This is a genomic window from Kitasatospora sp. NPDC058162, from assembly GCF_042884005.1.
In the GTDB taxonomy this organism is placed as follows: Bacteria; Actinomycetota; Actinomycetes; order Streptomycetales; family Streptomycetaceae; genus Kitasatospora.
On sequence record NZ_JBHVUS010000017.1, the window covers coordinates 73,297 to 91,216 of the forward strand.

At 75.7% G+C, this 17,920-nt stretch carries 4 protein-coding genes; 3 read left to right on the forward strand and 1 reads right to left on the reverse strand.

The window, feature by feature from the left end; genetic code table 11:
* Window positions 1–24: 24 nt before the first annotated feature.
* Window positions 25–1,389 (reverse strand): histidine-type phosphatase, encoded by a 1,365-nt coding sequence (locus ACFVXG_RS27125; RefSeq protein WP_387931040.1) that lies wholly within the window; start codon window positions 1,387–1,389, stop codon window positions 25–27.
* Window positions 1,390–1,671: 282 nt separating this feature from the next.
* Between ACFVXG_RS27125 and ACFVXG_RS27130 the strand changes: the two genes are divergently transcribed.
* The 3 genes from ACFVXG_RS27130 to ACFVXG_RS27140 all read left to right on the forward strand — a co-directional run bounded on the left by ACFVXG_RS27130 (window position 1,672) and on the right by ACFVXG_RS27140 (window position 17,791).
* Complete coding sequence (locus ACFVXG_RS27130) at window positions 1,672–2,943, forward strand: MFS transporter (RefSeq protein WP_387931041.1); 1,272 nt, start codon at window positions 1,672–1,674, stop codon at window positions 2,941–2,943.
* A gap of 191 nt (window positions 2,944–3,134) precedes the next feature.
* Window positions 3,135–16,322, forward strand: coding sequence for a MupA/Atu3671 family FMN-dependent luciferase-like monooxygenase (locus ACFVXG_RS27135; RefSeq protein ID WP_387931042.1), 13,188 nt, complete (start codon window positions 3,135–3,137; stop codon window positions 16,320–16,322).
* Complete coding sequence (locus ACFVXG_RS27140) at window positions 16,319–17,791, forward strand: condensation domain-containing protein (protein ID WP_387931043.1); 1,473 nt, start codon at window positions 16,319–16,321, stop codon at window positions 17,789–17,791. Before ACFVXG_RS27135 ends, ACFVXG_RS27140 begins: the two co-directional genes overlap by 4 nt.
* Window positions 17,792–17,920 lie beyond the last annotated feature (129 nt).

Genomic DNA, 17,920 nt, shown 5'->3' on the forward strand with positions numbered 1-17,920 from the left:
CCGACCCTCCCGAGGCTCGGGGGGTCAGCCGTGTCCGAGGCAGCGCCGGAGTTCGTCGAGCCGGTAGAAGTGGCTGCCCGCGGCGACCGGGCGGCAGGCGGGCTTGAAGTCGGTCTCCTGCTCGTTGTAGAGCATCCGGACCAGGTGCTCGGCCGGGCTGCCGTCGGAGGGCGCGCTCTCGTAGAGGTCCCACTGGATGTTCGCGGCCATCGGCGCGACCTCGGCGCCGCGCCAGGGGTTGTTCCGGTAGCTGTAGGGCTGCGCCGGATCGGCGCCCTCGGTGCTGCCGGGCAGGCCCATGAGGGCGGCGAGCGGCTCGATCTCCTCGGCGTGGGTGAAGCGCAGCACCGCGCCGTTGTGGTTGCTGCCGTCGGCCCTGCTCCGGGCTTGGGCGAGGAGGTCGTCGAGGAGGACGCCGGCCATCTTGTAGGTGATGGTGCGTCCGCTGAAGGCGGGGCCCTTCTGGTAGAACTCCTCGGCGTCGTCGAGGTAGCCGAGCCGGCGGGCGTCGTGGCCGGTGAGGTAGCGGGAGAGGTCGACCTCGGGCGCCTCGACGCTGAGATCGGGCGCCGCGCTGTAGAGCTCGTACAAGGAGCGGGCGAAGGTGACCTGTTCGTCGACGGGTAGGGCCGCGACGAAGTCCGCCCGGAAGAGGCGGGTGAGGGTGTGCCGGGCCGCTTCGGCGGTGCGCGGATCGGCCTCGTTGCGGGCGAGGACCGCGGCCAGGTCGGGGTCGTCCGCCAGGTAGGCCCGGTAGTCGGCGTTCTGGGGCTGCTTGTGGAAGTACAGCAGGTCCTTGTCGGTGACCGGGGCCTTGATCAGGCCCGCCAGGTCGGGTTGGCCGGCGGTCAGGCCCGCGGTGAAGGCGTCGGCGCTGGCCACGGCGCGCGGGACGCCCGAGGTCTCCACCACGACGGGCTCCCGGTCGGCGACGATCGTCCGGAACAGGGACGGCAGCCGCTGCTCCAGCCGTAGTGCGGTCTGCCGGTGCTCCTGGGCGCCGCGGGCGGAGAGGTTGCCGTAGCCGAGGGTGGCGGCGGCGGTCAGCAGCGACCGCACCTGCGGGGCGAGCTCGGCGCCGAGGTCGGTGAGGGCGTCCTGTTCCTCGGCCCGGCCGAGGACGGCGAGCACGGCGTCGCCGTCGTCGCTGCCCGTCATGGCGCGGGAGCCGTGGCGGGCGACGTTCTCGGTGAAGACCGGACGGAAGCCCTGCGGGGGCTGCTGGTAGCCGGCCGGATCGCCCTGCGGCTGGTAGGGGGTCTTGGTCCCGTAGCGGCCGTGCCGGTCGGGGGCGGGGTGGTCGTGGGCGGACGCGGTGCCCGCGGTGGACAGGGCGCCGACGGCCAGGGTGAGGGCCAGGGCGGCGGAGAGGGCGGGGGTGCGCTTCACGGCGGTCCTCCGGGTCGGGTCGGGCGGGGCGAGTCGCGTCAGGCGGCGGGGTCGGATGGCCGGGGCTTTCGGCCGCGCGCATGCTGGCATGTGCATGTGAACGGGAGTTGACATGCCACCGGCGGCAACTCGCCAGCCTGGCCGGAAAGATGGCCCCGAGTCGGCCGAACTCACGATCTTTCGGACAGTGCACGATCAAGGTCTTGATCTACGGCCGGGCGGCTCCTAGATTGCGGTGCAATGTCACACTGAGGCGATCGACGCGGCGTGCCTGGGGGACCGGTGCCGGACACTGCACAGCAAGTACCGCACCAGACCACCGAGAAGCTGCCCCGGGTGTTCTACCGGCTGGCGCTCGGCGACGCCCTGTCCACCTACGGGAGCCAGCTCGACCTGGTGGCGCTCAGCCTGTTCGCGTACGAGGCGGCAGGCAACGCGCTCGGCACGGCCGGGTACCTGATCCTGCGGCTGACCGGCGGTTTCGCCGGGGGAATGGTCGCCGGACGGCTCGTGGCCCGGGTCGACCGGCGACGACTGATGACGGGCTGCGCGCTGGCCCAGGCGGTGGCCCTGGTCGTGGTGGCGCTCGCCCCGGTCTCCGCGCGCATCCCGGTGCTCTACCCGCTCGCGCTGGTCTTCGGCGGCGCGGCCGCGGTGTGCGCCGTCGCGCTGCGCACCAGCATCCCGGAGATGGTCGGCGCCGAGCGCCGGGCCCGGGCCAACAGCCTGATGGCGAGCTGCCGTTCGGCCGCCATGGTGCTCGGCTTCGCCTCCGCGGGCGTGGTGGTCGCCTGGGCCGGGTTCCGCGCGGCCCTGCTGATCGACGCGTCGAGCTTCGTGGTGTTCGCCGCCGTGGTGGTCCGGCTGCCGCTGCGCACCCGGCCCGAACCGGCCGAGCAGCCGGTCGAGGCCGCGGAGGACGGTGCTGTTGAGACCGGCAAGGCGAAACGATTCGGCAGCCGGTGGCAGGCGCTGATCGTGCTGCGCGCCGCTCCCGTGGTCGGCGCGATGGCGGCGATCCGGCTGCTGGACGCCTTCGGCTCGGCCGCGCACAACATCGGCCTGCCGGTCTTCGCCAACCAGCACGACCCCGGCAACCCGGCCGCACTGCTGGGCATGTTCTGGGCCACCTGGGCGGTGGGCAACCTCGGCGCCCAGCAGCTGGTCTCCCGGCTCATGCTGCGCCGGGGCATCGAACCGGGCGAGCGCGCCTTCGCGCTGGGCACCTGCCTGATGTCCGGCTGCTTCATCCTGATCTTCACCGGGCTGCCGACCCCGCTGTTCCTGCTGGTGGCGATCGGCGCGGGGTTCGGCGACGGCTTCACCGAGATCTCGTACACCACCCGGATCCAGGCCCTCGCCGACGAACGGCGCGGCCAGGCCTTCGGGTTGCTGGCCTCCGCCGAGAACGTCGGCATGGGCACCGGGATGCTGCTCAGCGGAACGCTGCTGTCGCTGCTCAGTCCGCTGACCGTGGTCGGCGTCTCGCACGCCGTCCCGATCGTGCTGGCGCTGGGCTTCCTGGTCCACGTCACCCGGTCCCGCAAACGCTGAAACCCCGTTCAGGGTCTCGTAGTTCCGCACCACACGTCGCCGCACCCACGAGTACCGCACGGCGAACACCGCGCCACCGGATCCGCCGACGCCCCACCGGGCCGCAGGCCACCCCGATCCACCCACCCTCCGCAACCCGGGGCAGCCCCACCCGCGCACGCCCCGCACCGATCCGAAAGGTGCCGTAGCTGATGAGCTCCACCGGTTCCGAGCGCGCCCGGCTGCGCGCCCTGGAGGCCCGGCTGCTGGTGCGGGCCGAGGTCGCCGACTGCGCGCTGCTGCCCGTCGAGCGCGCCGACGGCCGTCCCGGCCTGCTGGCCTACCTGGTGCCCGCCGCCGACACCGACCCCGCCGCGCTGCGCCGCCGGGCCGCCGCCGCCCTGCTGGACGCCGACCCGGGCGCCGAGGTCCACCTGCTGGACGGCATCGTCCGGACCCCGGACGGCGAGCCCGACCGTGCCGCCCTCGCCGCCGCGACGGCCCGGCCGCCGGCCGAGCCCGGGCCCGCCCTGCGCCACCTGCGCGAACTCACCCCGCACTGGCGGCCGTTCGGAGTCAGCGGCGCGGCCGTCCGCCCCGCCCCGGACGGTTCGGCGGCCGCCCCCGACGGCGCCACCCCCGAGGGCTCCGGAGTCGAGGCGGTCGGCGCCCCGCTGCCCGTGCCGGCGCCGGACGCGCCGCGCACCCTGCCCGAGGCGCTGCTGCGCGCCGCCGAGCGGCACCCCGAACGCGGCCTGCACCTGGTCCGGGCCGACGGCGGGGCGACCGCGCTGAGCTACCGCCGGCTGCTGGAGCGGGCCCGGGAGACCCTCGCCCTGCTGACCTCCGCCGGGCTGCGGGCGGGCGACCGGGTGATCCTCCAAGTGCCGGATCCGGCCGACTACTTCGCCACCCTGTGGGGCTGTCTGCTGGGCGGGGTGCAGCCGGTCACGGTGGCCCGCCCGCCCGGGTACGACCAGCCCAACCCCGTCCTGGAGAAGCTCTGGCACGCCTGGCAGACCCTGGAGGAGCCGCCGGTGCTCGCCGCCGGCCCGGCGGTGGCGGGCCTGGCCCGGCTCGGGGAGCTCTACCCGGCGCCCGGCCTGCGGGTCATCGCGGTCGACCGGCCCGCCGACGGCGCCACCCCGCCCGCCGCCGACGCCGCCCCACCGACCGCCGCCGCACCCGCCCGCACCGGCGCCGAGCACACCCCGGACCCGGGCGACGTCGCGATCCTCCAGCTCTCCTCCGGCAGCACCGGCCGCTCCAAGGCGGTGCAGATCACCCACCGCGGCATCCTGGAGTACGTGGCCGGCGCGGTCGCCCAGGGAAACTCGCCCGAGGACGTCACCGTCAACTGGCTGCCGCTGGACCACGTCGCCGGGCTGCTGATGTTCCACCTGCGCGACGTGGCGCTGGCCGCCGACCAGGTGCAGGTGCCCACCGAGCTGGTGCTCGCCGATCCGCTGGTCTGGCTGGACACGCTGGAGCGCTACCGGGGCGCGCACTCCTGGTCGCCCAACTTCGGCTACCGGCTGGTCGCCGAGGCGGTGCGGGCGGCCGGCCCCGGCCGGCACTGGGACCTCTCCTCGGTCAAGTCCCTGATCAACGCGGGGGAGCAGTGCACCGAGGCGGTGCTGGACGAATTCCTCGCCGCCACCGCGCCGTTCGGCGTCCGCGCGGAGCACGTGCTGCTCGGCTGGGGCATGGCCGAGACCTGCACCATCGTCACCTACAAGCGCTACCAGGAGGACGGCGCCCGCCGCCTGGTGCGCACCGACTCGCTGACCGGCCGGCTGGAGCCCGCGGACCCGGACTCCCCGGAGCGCGGCACCGCCTTCCTCAGCATGGGGCGCCCCGCCCCCGGGGCCAGGATGCGGGTCGCGGGCGAGGACGGCCGGGCCCTGCCCGAGCACTGGGTCGGCCGGCTCCAGGTCAACTCCGGTCGGGTGACCCCGGGTTACCTGAACAACCCGGCCGCCGACCGGGAGTCCTTCGTCGGCGACGGCTGGTTCGACACCGGGGACCTCGCCTTCCTGGCCGACGGGGAGGTGGTGCTCACCGGCCGGCGCAAGGAGATCATCATCGTCAACGGGGTGCACCACTTCTGCCACGAGCTGGAGGACGTGGTCGCCTCGGTGGCGGGGGTGCGCTCCGGGCACGTCGCCGCCTTCGGGGTCCCGGACGAACGCACCGGCACCGAGCAGCTGGTGATCGCCTATGTGCCGGAGGACCCGGACGCCCCCGCGGCCCCGGTGGCCGCCGAGGTCCGCCGGTTGCTGGCCGCCCGTCGACAGCCCGCCCCCGTCCTGGTGCTCCCGGTGCCGGCGGCCGGGTTCCCGCGCACCACCAGCGGCAAGATCCAGCGAACCGCCCTGCGCGGACGCCTGCTCGACCGCGAACTCGACGAGCACATCGTGGCGTTGGACCTGGCGGAGGCCAACGCCCGTACTTTGCCGGACTGCGTGCGCCGTCTAGCCTGGGAACCCCGCCCGGTGCCGGACGTCCCCGAGGTCCTCGAAGCCGCGGCGGCCCGGACGACCCTGCTGCTCGGCCCGGCCGGCCCCGGCACCCTCACCGAGGCGCTGCGCGCGGCCCTGCCGGGGGCCGTGGTGGTGGAGCAGCCGCCGACCGCCGACCCGGCGCAGTGGCTGCGGGGGCTCGGCGAGCAGCACCCCGAGCGGGTGGTCCACCTCTGGGGCGCAACCGGCGGGCCCGTGGACGCCGCGGCGCCGGACGAGGCCCTGCTCGCCCTGCTGCGGGCCCTCGCCGACCGGCCGCCGACCGGCGAGCTGGTCACCGTCAGCGCCGGACTGCACGCCGTGCTGCCCGGTGAACTGCCGGACCCGGCAGCGGCGTTGACGGCGGCGCTGACCGCCGGCGGCAGAGCCGAGCAGCTGGTGCCGGCCGCCCGGCACATCGACCTGCCGACGGGCCTGTCACCCGCCGAGCAGGCCGCCGCGCTGCTCGCCCTGCTGGCCGAGCCCCGGCCGGAGCCCGAGTGCGCCTGGCGCGAGGGCCGCCCATGGGTGCCCCGGCTCGGACCGGCGGCTCCCAGTACCGGCGCCGAGGCCGCCGAGGCAGACGGCTGCTCGCTGCTCTCGCCCGGCGCCCGCTACCTGGTCACCGGCGGGCTCGGCGGGATCGCCGCCGAACTGCTGCCCGGTCTGCTGCGCGAGCACGGCTCCCGGCTGCTGCTGATCGGCCGCACCGACCTGGACGCGCCGACCGCCGAGGCGGCCGAACGCCGTGCCGCGCTGCACCGGCTGTCCGGCTACGGCGGCCGGGTCGACTACCGCCGCGCCGATGTGACGGACCGCGAGCAGCTGGCCGCAGTGGTCGCCGAGGCCGAACGGGACTGGGGAGCACCGCTGGACGGCGTGCTCCACCTGGCCGGCGCCTACCGGATCGCCCTGCTCTCCGGCACCGGCCCCGAGGACTGGCGCGAGGCGGTGCGCGCCAAGACCACCGGCACCGACCGCCTCATCGAGCTCGTCCGGCAGCGGCCCGGCGCCGAGTTCGTCGGCTTCTCCTCGATGGTCGGCTTCCAGGAGGCCGTCGGCTCCACCGCGTACGCCGCCGCCAACCGCTACCTGGAGAGCGCGGTCGAGCGGCTGCACCGGGAGACCGGCGCCCCGGCCTGGACGATCTCCTGGGGCCTGTGGAGCCGGGTCGGGATGAACCGCGCCACCCACCACGAGCAGGCCTCCGCCGCCCGGGGCATCGCCGTGCTGAGCGCCGCGCACGGCCGCCGACTGGCCACCCTGCTGCTGTCCGGCCCGCCGGGCCGCTGGTACGCCGGGCCCGAGCCGAGCGCCCCCGCCGCGCGCCGTCACCTGCTGGCCACCGCACCCCGGCCGGTTCCGGAGGCGCCGGTCGGCCGTACGGACGAGGAACGGCCGAAGCAACGGACCGCCGAGCCCGTCCCCGCTGCGGGCCCGCCCGCCGCGACCACAGAGCTGCGCCGGACCGTCCTGGACGCCTTCGAGGCGGTCCTCGACGCGCCGTTCGACCCGTCCCGCCCGCTGACCGAACTCGGCATCGGCTCCCTGCAGTTGATGCGGGTGCACGGCGCGCTGAGCGCGGCCCTGCCGACGCCCCCGGCGCCCACCGAACTGTTCCGCCACCCCACCGTGGACGCCCTGATCGCCCACCTGACCGAGGCGCCCGCCGGGGTCCCGGCCGCCGCCACCGCGCCCGCCGCCACCGCTTCCGGTACCCCGGACGGCGGCGACCGCCGGGTGGCCATCGTCGGCCTGGCCCTGCGCTTCCCCGGCGCCGACACCCCCGAGCAGTACTGGCGCAACATCGTCGACGGGGTCCGCAGCACCACCCGGTTCACCGAGGAGGAGCTGGCGGCCGCCGGACTGCGCCCCGAGGAGTACCGCCACCCCGACTTCGTCCCGGTGACCGGGGCCCTGCCCGACACCGACCGGTTCGACGCCGAGGCCTTCGGCATCAGCGGCACCGAGGCCGCGCTGATGGACCCCCAGCAGCGCCTGCTGCTGGAGATCTGCCGGCAGGCCCTGGAGGACGGCGGTTACGACGCGCCCGACCCGCAGCGCCGGGTCGGCGTGTTCGCCGGCACCGGGATGACCCTGTACGCGCTGCGCACCTACTACCAGCACACGCTGGCCGCCACCGTCGACCCGGCCCAGCCGGTGTCCGCGCTGCAGACCGCGATCGGCAACCAGGCCGACTTCGCTGCCACCCGGGTCGCCTACCGGCTGGGCCTGACCGGCCCGGCGATCGGCGTGCAGACCGCCTGCTCCACCTCGCTGGTCGCGGTGCACCTGGCGGCCCAGTCGCTGCTGGTCGGCGACTGCGACCTGGCCCTGGCCGGGGCCGCCGCCCTGCACATCCCGCAGGCCGCCGGATACCGCTACGAGGAGGGCTCGATCCTCGCCCGCGACGGCGAGTGCCGGGCCTTCGACGCGGAGGCCGCCGGCACCGTCGGCGGCAACGGGGTCGCGGCCGTCCTGCTCAAGCGCCTGGACCGGGCGCTCGCGGACGGCGACACCGTGCACGGCGTCATCCTCGCCTCGGCCGTCAACAACGACGGCGGGCTCAAGGTCGGCTACACCGCGCCCAGCGTGGACGGCCAGGCGGCGGTGGTCGGCCGGGCCCTCGACCTGGCCGGGGTGCCGGCCGAGAGCGTCGGCTACATCGAGGCGCACGGCACCGGCACCCCGCTGGGCGACCCGATCGAGTTCCGGGCGCTGGCCCAGGCGTTCCGGGCCCGGACCCAGGCCGCCGACTTCTGCTCGCTCGGCTCGGTGAAGCCCAGCATCGGCCACCTGGACACCTGCGCCGGACTGGCCGGGTTGATCAAGGCCCTGCTGGTGCTGCGGCACGGCACCATCCCGCCGCTGGTCAACTTCACCAAGCCCAACCCCGCGCTGGAACTCGACGGAAGCCCGTTCCGGCTCTCCGCCGAGCGCCGCGCCTGGCCGGCCGGCGCCACCCCGCGCCGGGCCGGGGTCAGCGCGCTCGGCGTCGGCGGCACCAACGCCCACCTGGTGCTGGAGGAGGCACCGGCGACGCCCGTGCCCCACGGCGCCGACGGCCCCCGGCAGGCCCCGACCGTGCTGCCGCTGTCCGCCCGCACCGAGCAGGGCCTGACCGACCTGGCCGCACTGCTCCGCGACCGCCTCGCCCACGGGCCCGCCCCCGCCCCCGGCGACCTGCCGCTCACCCTGGGCGGCGGGCGCCGCGCGCTGCGCCACCGCCTGGCCGTCACCGGCGTCGGCCCCGAGGACCTGGTCCGGGGGCTGGAGGCCCACCTGGCGGGCCGCAGCTCCGGAGCCGTACCGGTCCGCCGCGAGGCCCTGCGCGCCGACGTCCAGCCGGTGCTGCTCTTCACCGGCCAGGGCGCCCAGTACCGGGGCATGGCCGCCGAACTCCACCGCGCCTTCCCGGTCTTCCGGGCCGTCCTGGAGGAGTGCGACCGGCTGCACCGCGAGGCCTGGGACGAACCCCTGCTGCCGCTGCTGCTCGACGCCGTGCCCGAAGGTGCCGCCGACGACTGGACCACCGAGGCGGCGCAGCCCGCGCTGTTCGCCCTACAGGCCGCGTACCTCCGGCTCTGGCAGGAGCTCGGGCTCCGCCCGGCCGCGGTCGCCGGGCACAGCGCCGGCGAGTACGCGGCCTTCCACGCGGCGGGAGCGCTCGACCTCGCCGACGGGATGTTCCTCACCGCGCTGCGCGGCCGGCTGATGCACCGGGCCACCGCACCCGGCGCCATGACGGCCGTGATGGCCGGTCCGCAGCGGCTCGCCGAACTCGCCGGGCGGCTGCCCGGGGTGGAGCTCGCCGTGGTCAACGGCGCCGGCCAGTGCGTGCTGTCCGGCCCGCCGCAGGAGATCGCGGCAGCAGAGGCAGCGCTGGCCGCCGAGGGCGTGCGCACCGAACGGCTCGCCGGCGACCGGGCGTTCCACTCCCGGCTGCTCGACCCGGTGCTCGAACCGTTCCGCGAGCAGCTCGCCCGGCTGCGGCTGCGGCCGCTGGCCGTACCGCTGGTGAGCAACCTGGGCGGCGAGGTGCTGGCCGCCGGTGCCGTGCCCACGCCCGACTACTTCGTCCGGCAGACCAGGGAGACCGCGCGCTTCGACCTGGTGCTGGCCGCCCTGGACGGACAGGGCCACGAGCTCTTCCTGGAGCTCGGCCCGCACCCGACGCTCACCGGCATGGGCCGCCGGGAGCTGCCGCACCGCCACTTCCTGGCCGCCGCCCGGCGCGGCGCGCCGCCGGAGCGGCAGTTCGCCGCCGCGGCCGCCGCGCTGTGGTCGCACGGCGTCCCGATCGACTGGGCGCGCTACGCCGCCGCCCGCGACTGGCCGGACGGCCCGGCCCGCCGGGTGCCGCTGCCGACCACCGTCTTCCAGCGCCGCCGCCACTGGTTCACCGCCCCCGACCGGCCGACCACCGAGGACCCCGCCATGCACCAGGCACCGCCGCCCCAGCAGACCGTCTCGGACCCCGTCACCCCGGACCTCGTCGTGGCGGTGCCCGCCGCGAGCCCCGAGCAGCTCGCCGAGGAGGCGGTGCTGCGCCGGGTGCTGGAACAGACGGCCCGCCAGCTGGGCCACGACGAGGGGGCGATCGGAGCCGACGACCCCTTCTTCGACCTGGGCGCCGACTCGCTCGGGATGATCAACATGATCCGGGACCTGGAGCGGGCCTTCCGGGTGCGGGTCTCGATGCGCGAACTGTTCGAGGCGGCGGACACCCCGGCCCGGCTGGCCGGGCTGATCGCGGGGCGGCTGGAGCCGGCCGTCAGGGACGGGCTCCTGCCGGTCGCGGCGCCCGAGCCGGTCGCGGCCCCCGAGCCGGTTGCTGCTCCGGCCCAGGCCCCGGCACCCCAGGCGGTCGCGCCTGCCACGTCCGTCCTGCCCACCGCGCCCGTCCCGGTCGCGCCTGCGCTGCCGGTGGCCTCCGCCCCGGTGACCGACGGCACCGGCCTGATCGAGCGCCAGCTCGCGCTGCTCGGCCAGTTCTCCGACCTGATGCGCGACCAGCTCGGTCTGCTGGCCGGGACCGGGACCGTGGTGGTGCCGCCCGCGCCCGCCCCCCTCACCGCGCCCGCCCCGGCCGTCGAAGCCGCCCCCGCCACCGCAGTCCCCACGCCGGCCGCCCCCACCGCCCCGCAGGTGCACGGCCCCCGGGTGACCGTCGCCCGCGAGTCCGGCATGGCCTCCGGCGGCCTGACCGAGCAGCAGCGCGCCCACGTGGACGGGCTGGTCGCCCGTTTCACCGCCCGCACCGCCGCCTCCAAGGCGGTCACCCGCCGCCACCGGCGCACCCTCGCGGACAGCCGGGCCGTGGTCGGCTTCCGCTCCTCGACCAAGGAGATGCTCTACCCGCTCGCCGCCCGCCGGGCCCGCGGCTCCCGCCTCGAGGACCTCGACGGCAACACCTACGTCGACATCACCATGGGCTTCGGCGTCCTGCTGTTCGGCCACGACCCGGAGTTCGTCACCGAGGCCGTCCGCGAGCACCTGGCCGGCGGCCTGCGGCTGGGCCCGCGCGGCCCGGAGACCGGGGAGGCCGCCGAACTGCTGGCCGAGCTGACCGGCACCGAGCGGGTCGCGTTCGCCAACTCCGGTACCGAGGCGAACGCCGGGGCGATCCGCCTCGCCCGCGCGTACACCGGCCGGGACAAGATCGTCGTGTTCGAGGGCTCCTACCACGGCCACTTCGACCACACCCTGGGCCGGACGGTGGGCCACGGCGCCGACCGGGAGACCGTCCCGGTGTCCAGCGGCATCCCCGCCAGCGCCGTCGCCGACCTGGTGGTGCTGCGGTACGGCGATCCGCAGAGCCTCCAGGTGATCGAGGAGCTCGGCGACCGGATCGCCGCCGTGCTGGTCGAGCCGGTGCAGAGCCGCCACCCGGGGCGCCAGCCGGTCGAGTTCGTCCGCTCGCTGCGCGAACTGACCGCCCGCCGCGGCATCGTGCTGCTCTTCGACCAGATGCTCACCGGCTTTCGGCCCCACCTGCGCGGCGCCGAGGGCTTCTGGGGCGTGACCCCGGACCTCTCCACCTACGGCAAGGTGCTCGGCGGCGGCTACCCGATCGGCGCGATCGCCGGGCGGGCCGACCTCCTGGACGGGATCGACGGCGGCCACTGGGACTACGGGGACGACAGCTACCCGCCCAAGGACACCACCTTCTTCGGCGGCACCTACATCCAGCACCCGCTGGCGATGGCCGCGGCCGGTGCCGTGCTGCGCCACCTCAAGGAGGCCGGCCCCGGCCTCCAGGAGCGGCTGAACGCCCGCACCGACGAACTGGCCGCCACTCTCAACGGGTTCTTCGAGGAGGAGGAGTTCCCGCTGCGGCTGGCCCACTTCGGCTCGCTGTTCCGGTTCGAGCCGCGGGCCGACGTGGAGCTGTTCTTCCCGGAGCTGCTGACCCGCGGGGTCTACGTCTGGGAGTGGCGCAACTTCTTCCTCTCCACCGCCCACACCGACGGCGACCTGGAGTTCGTGGTCGACGCCGTCCGGGAGTCGCTGCGCGGCCTGCGGCGCGGCGGCTTCTTCCCGGCCCCGCCCGGGGTGCGGCTGCCGGCCCCGCGCCCGGCGGCCGAGCTGCCCGAGCCCGCCGCTGCGGCGGAAGCCCGTACGGTCACCGAGGAAGCCCGTACGGCCACCGACGCCGTCGAGCCCGCCCCGACGCCGTACCCGTACCAGCCGGTCCGCGACCCGCAGCGCCCGGTGGACTTCAGCCTGTACTTCTTCGGCGACTACCCCCTGGACTCCCCGGAGGACGAGAAGTACCGCATCGTCCTGGACAGCGCCCGCTACGCCGACCGGCACGACTTCCACGCGGTCTGGCTCCCGGAGCGCCACTTCCACTCCTTCGGCGGGATCTTCCCCAACCCCTCGGTGCTGGCCGCCGCACTCGCCCGGGAGACCAGCAGGATCCGGCTCAACGCCGGCTGCGCGGTGCTGCCGCTGCACCACCCCGTCCGGGTGGCCGAGGAGTGGTCGGTGGTGGACAACCTCTCCGGCGGCCGGGTCGGCCTGGGCTGCGCCAGCGGCTGGCACCCCAACGACTTCCTGTTCTTCCCCGAGAACTACGGCGATCACAAGGACTTGATGCACCGTCAGATCGACACCGTCCGGGCGCTGTGGCGCGGAGAGCCCTACCGCGGCCGCAACGGCAAGGGGGAGCCGATCGAGGTGACCCTGCACCCGCGCCCGCTGCAGGAGCAGCCGCCGATGTTCACCGCGATCGTCGGCAACCCCGACAGCTTCCGCGAGGCCGCCCGGCACGACCTGGGCGTCATCACCAACCTGATGACCCAGGACATCGCCCAGCTCGCCGAGAACGTCGCCCTCTACCGGCGCACCCGCGCCGAGCACGGCCTGGACCCGGAGGCCGGCCGGGTGGTGGTCCTGGTCCACACCTACCTGGGCACCGACCTCGCCACCGCCCGCGAGCAGGCCTACCGCCCGTTCTGCCACTACCTGCGCTCCTCGCTCTCGCTGTTCGGGCAGATGGCCAACAGCCTCGGCCTGACCCTGGACTTCGAGAACACCCCCGAGGAGGACCTGGAGTTCGTGCTGGAGCGCGCCTACGAGCGCTACTGCGCCTCGCGCGCCCTGATCGGCACCCCGGACAGCGTGCGGTCCGTGCTCGACGAGCTGCGGGCGGCCGGCGCGGACGAGATCGCCTGCTTCGTCGACTTCGGGCTCGCCCCCGACCTGGTGGCCGCCGGCCTGCCGCAGATCGACGCCCTGCGCCGCTCCACCGGGCGCGGCGCCCCGCTGTCCTACGCGCAGCAGCGGATGTGGTTCCTGCACCGGATGATGCCCGACGCGGCGCAGTACAACGAGGTCAAGGCCGTCGAACTGGACGGCCCGCTGGACCCGGACGCGCTCGACGCCGCGCTGCGGGCGCTGGTCGAACGGCACGTCGGGCTGCGCACCGTGTTCCGGGAGCAGGACGGCGAACCGTTCCAGCAGGTGCTCCCGGCGCCGGACGGCCCGGTGCTGGAACGGGTCCCGACCGACGGCCTGGTGGACGGGCCGACGGAGGACTCGGTCACACAGGACGCGGTGGCCGCGCTGGTCGCCGCCGAGGGCGCCCGCCGCTTCGACCTCGCCGAGGGCCCGCTGTTCCGCGCCGCGCTGCTGGAGACCGGGCCCGACCGGCACGTCCTGGTGCTGTCGATGCACCACATCGTGATCGACACCCTGTCCACCGTGGTGATCACCCGGGAGCTGGGGGAGCTCTACCGGTCCGCCCGGGAGCAGCGGCCGCACCGGCTGCCCGCGCTCACCACCACCCCGGCCGCCGAGGCCGCCCGGGAGCGGGCCGCAGTGGCTGCCGGGGCCTACGAGGAGAGCCTCGGGTACTGGCGCAAGGTGCTCGGCGGAGACCTGCCGGTGCTGACCCTGCCCACCGACCGCCCCCGCCCCGCGGTGCCGGACGGCCGCGGCCGCTCCCACGTCCGCCATCTGCCCGCGGAACTCTCGACGGGCGTACGGGAGTTGGCCCGAAGCCGGCGCTCGACCCTGTTCATGGTGCTGCTCACCGCCTTCGCCGGGGTGCTGCAGCGCTACGCCGGCCAGGACGAGGTGGTGCTGGGCACTCCGCTGGCCAACCGGGCGGACGGCACCGAGGACCTGGTCGGCTTCTTCGTCAACACCCTGGCGCTGCGGCTGGACCTTTCCGGCGAACCGGACTTCGCCGAGGCGCTGGACCGGGTCCGCTCCACCGCGCTGGACGGCTACGAGCACCAGGAACTGCCCTTCGAGGTCCTGGTGCAGGAGCTGAACCCGCAGCGGGACACCAGCCGCAACCCGCTCTTCCAGGTCATGGTCGAGTTCGAGAACCACGCCGTCTTCGCCTTGGACCTGCCCGGGGTGACCGCCCGTCCGCTGGACCACGTGGTCGACCGCTCCGCGTTCGACCTGTCGCTCTTCCTCACCAACCTCCCGGACGGCATCCGCTGCCACGTGGAGTACGCCGAGACCCTGTTCGACCGGGCCACCGTGGACCGGCTGTTCGACGCCTTCGAGCGGCTGCTCACCGCTGCCGTCGCCGACCCGGCCAGGCCGCTGGCCGAGCTGGCGGCCGCCCCGGCCGACCCCGCCCTGGAGCGCGGGCCCGAGGCGCAGCGGGCGCCCGCGCACCCGCTGGCCACGGTGGCCGCCACCGCGGCCGACCGTCCGGACGCCGTCGCGGTGGTCGCCGTCGACGGGACGGAGACCGACTACCGGACCCTGCACGCCCGGGCCGAGGAGCTGGCCCGCCGGCTGCTCGCCGCCGGGGTGCGCGAGGGCGACCGGGTGGGCGTGCTGCTGCCGCGCTCGGTGGACCAGGTGGCCGCGCTGCTGGCCGTGCTGCGACTGGGCGCCGTGCTCGTGCCGATCGACCCGGTCCAGGGCGCCGAGCGCTGCCGGCTGATCGCCGCCGACAGCGCACCGACCGTGCTGCTCACCGCCCCGGGCACGGACCTGATGGGCATCTCGCTGCCGACCGTCCACACCGACGCGGACACCGACACCGACACCGACGCGGAGCCCGCGGGAGGAGCCGAACTGCCGCCGCTGCCCGTCCCCTCGGCACGGGCCGCCGCCTACCTGCTGTACACCTCCGGCTCCACCGGCCGCCCCAAGGGCGTGCTGATGCACACCCTCGGCCTGGCCTCGCTGATCGCCTGGAACGTCGCCGAGCACCCGGCCGCCCGCACCCTGCAGTACGCCTCCTGCGGGTTCGACGTCAGCGTCCAGGAGGTGCTGACCACGCTGGCCGGCGGCGGCACCCTGCTGCTGATCGAGGAGGAGACCCGCTACGACATCACCGCGCTGGCCGCCGTCGTCCGCGCCACCCGGGCCGAGCGGCTGCACCTGCCGTACACCCCGCTGGCCGCGCTGATCGGGGCGCTCGGCGACGAACCGGCGCCCCACCTGCGCGAACTCGTCCAGGGTGGCGAGCAGTTGCTGCTCACCCCCGAACTGCGGGCGTTCCTGGCCCGCAACCCCGGCTGCCGGCTGCTGAACCACTACGGGCCCACCGAGACCCACGGGGTCACGGCCGGTGAGGCCACCCCGGACGGACCGGACCACGCCTCGATCGGCCGCCCGGTGCCGGGCGCCCGGATCGTGCTGCTGGACGCCGCCGGACGCCCCGTCCCGGCCGGGGCCGTCGGCGAGATCCACGTGCTCGGCGTCCAGGTCGGGCTCGGCTACCCCGGCCGGGAGCAGGAGAGCGCCGCCGTCTTCACCGACACCCCGGAGGGCCGCCGCTACCGCACCGGCGACCTCGGCCGGTGGCGGCCGGACGGCACCCTGGAGTACCTCGGCCGGGCCGACCGCCAGGTCAAGGTGCGCGGCTACCGGATCGAACCGGGCGAGGTCGAGACCGTGCTGCGGACCGTTCCGGGCGTGCGCGGCGCGGCGGTGACGGGACGCCGGACCGCGACGGGCACCGCGCTCGCCGGGTACGTCCAGTGCGCGGCCGCCGAGCTGCCCCGGGTGCGCGACCAGCTGGCCGACCTGCTCCCCGAGCACATGGTGCCCGGGCTCTGGGCCGCGGTCGCCGAACTGCCGTTCAGCGTCAACGGCAAGCTCGACACCGCCGCCCTGCCGGAACCGCTGCCGCTCGGCGCAGGCCTGGCCGCCGTCGCCCCGGCCACCGAGCTGGAGCGCACCGTGCAGGGGCTGTGGGAGGACGAACTCGGCCGCCCCGCGGGCGTGGAGACCTCCTTCTTCGACCTCGGCGGCCACTCGCTGGCCGCCACCCGGCTGCTGAACCGGGTGCGCGAGGCCACCGGGCTGCGGATCGGCGTGCTGGAGTTCTTCCGCCGCCCCACCATCCGGGCGATGGCCGCCCACCGCCCGGCCGTCCAGGACCGCCCGGCCCCGGCCTATGAGGAAGGCACCCTGTGACCGCCACCGCGCCCACCGCCGACGAGGGCTGGGACCGGCTGGTCCGGCTGCTCGACGAACGCGGGATCGTGCTGCGCACCACCGGCGACCGGCTCGGCTACCTGGCCCCGCCCGGGGCGCTGGACCAGGAAGTGGCCGGTCTCGTCCGGGCGCACCGGGAGCGGGTGCTGGCCGTCCTGACCGGCTCCGGCGCGGCGCTCGCCGCCGCGCCGGCCGGGCTGGCGCAACGCCGGCTGCACTGGATGCACGGCCGGTCCGCGGACCCGGCGGTGTGGAACATCACCCAGCGCATCACCCTGGACGGCCCGCTGGACCCCGAGCGGCTGGCCGCCGCGCTGACGGCGCTGACCGAGCGCCACGAGAGCCTGCGCACCCGCTACCGGGACACCGACCTCGGCCTGCTCCAACAGGTCATGCCGAACACCCCGGTGGACGTGCCGGTCGACGACCTGCGCGCGCTCGCCCCCGCGGCCCGGGACACGGCGCTCGCCGCAGCCACCCGGGCCGAGGGCTCCCTGCCGTTCGACCTGGACGGGCACCGGCTGCTGCGCGCCCGGCTGCTGCGCCCGGCCGACGAGGCGTGGGTGCTGCTGCTGTCGCTCCACCACATCGTGGTCGACGGCTGGTCGCTGGCCACCCTGCTGGCCGACCTGGGCGCGCTGTACCGTGCGGACGGCCGGCCGCTGCCGGACCCGGGCCGGATGACCGACCACGCCTGCTGGGAGCGGACCGTGGTCACCCGGGCCGCCGTCGCCGAGGCCCTCGACCACTGGACCGAGGCCCTGGGCGACCTCCCGCCGGTGCCGGAACTGCCCACCGCCTGCCCCCGCCCCGAACAGCGCTCCGGGCGCGGCGGCACGGTCGACTTCCGCCTCCCGGCGGCGCTGGCCGAGGCGGTGCGCCGCTACGCCGCCGGGCGCTCCACCACCGCCTCGGCCGTGCTGCTCGCCGCCTACGCCCGGCTGCTGGGCGGGCTGAGCGGGGCGGCGGAGACGCTGGTGGCGCTCTCCCACGCCAACCGCACCCGGCCGGTGGACGAGCAGGTCGTCGGCCTGCTCACCTTCGGGCTGCCGATCCGGCTGCCCACCCGCTCCCCGGGCGGGTTCGGGGCGCTCGTGGACGCGGCCACCGAGGCGGTCGCCACCGCCCTCGACCACGCCACGGTGCCCTTCGGCCAGCTGGTCGGGGACCTGCGCGAGCGCGGCGTTCCGCTGCCGCCCTCGTACCCGCAGGTCCTGCTCGCGGTGCAGAGCACCCCGGCGATCGCCCTGGACCTCCCCGGCCTGACCGTCGGGATCGAGGACGTGCCGGGCCCCTCCACCCGCGCCGACCTCTCCGTGCTCCTCACCCCGGACCGGGACGGCTACGCGGGCCAGGCCGAGTACGACGCCGACCTGTTCGACCCGGAGACGGTGCGGTCCTGGCTGGAACGGATGGTCGCCGACCTGGCCCGGGAGCTGACGGACTGAGCGGGCCGCTCGCTGCCCGCCATATTCCGGCAGTATGGCCCAACTCCGGCCAACCCGGGCCGACTCAGGCCAATCCCTTTCAACCCGGGCCCGATCGCACTCCGTATGCGTAGGATGACGCAGCGTCGG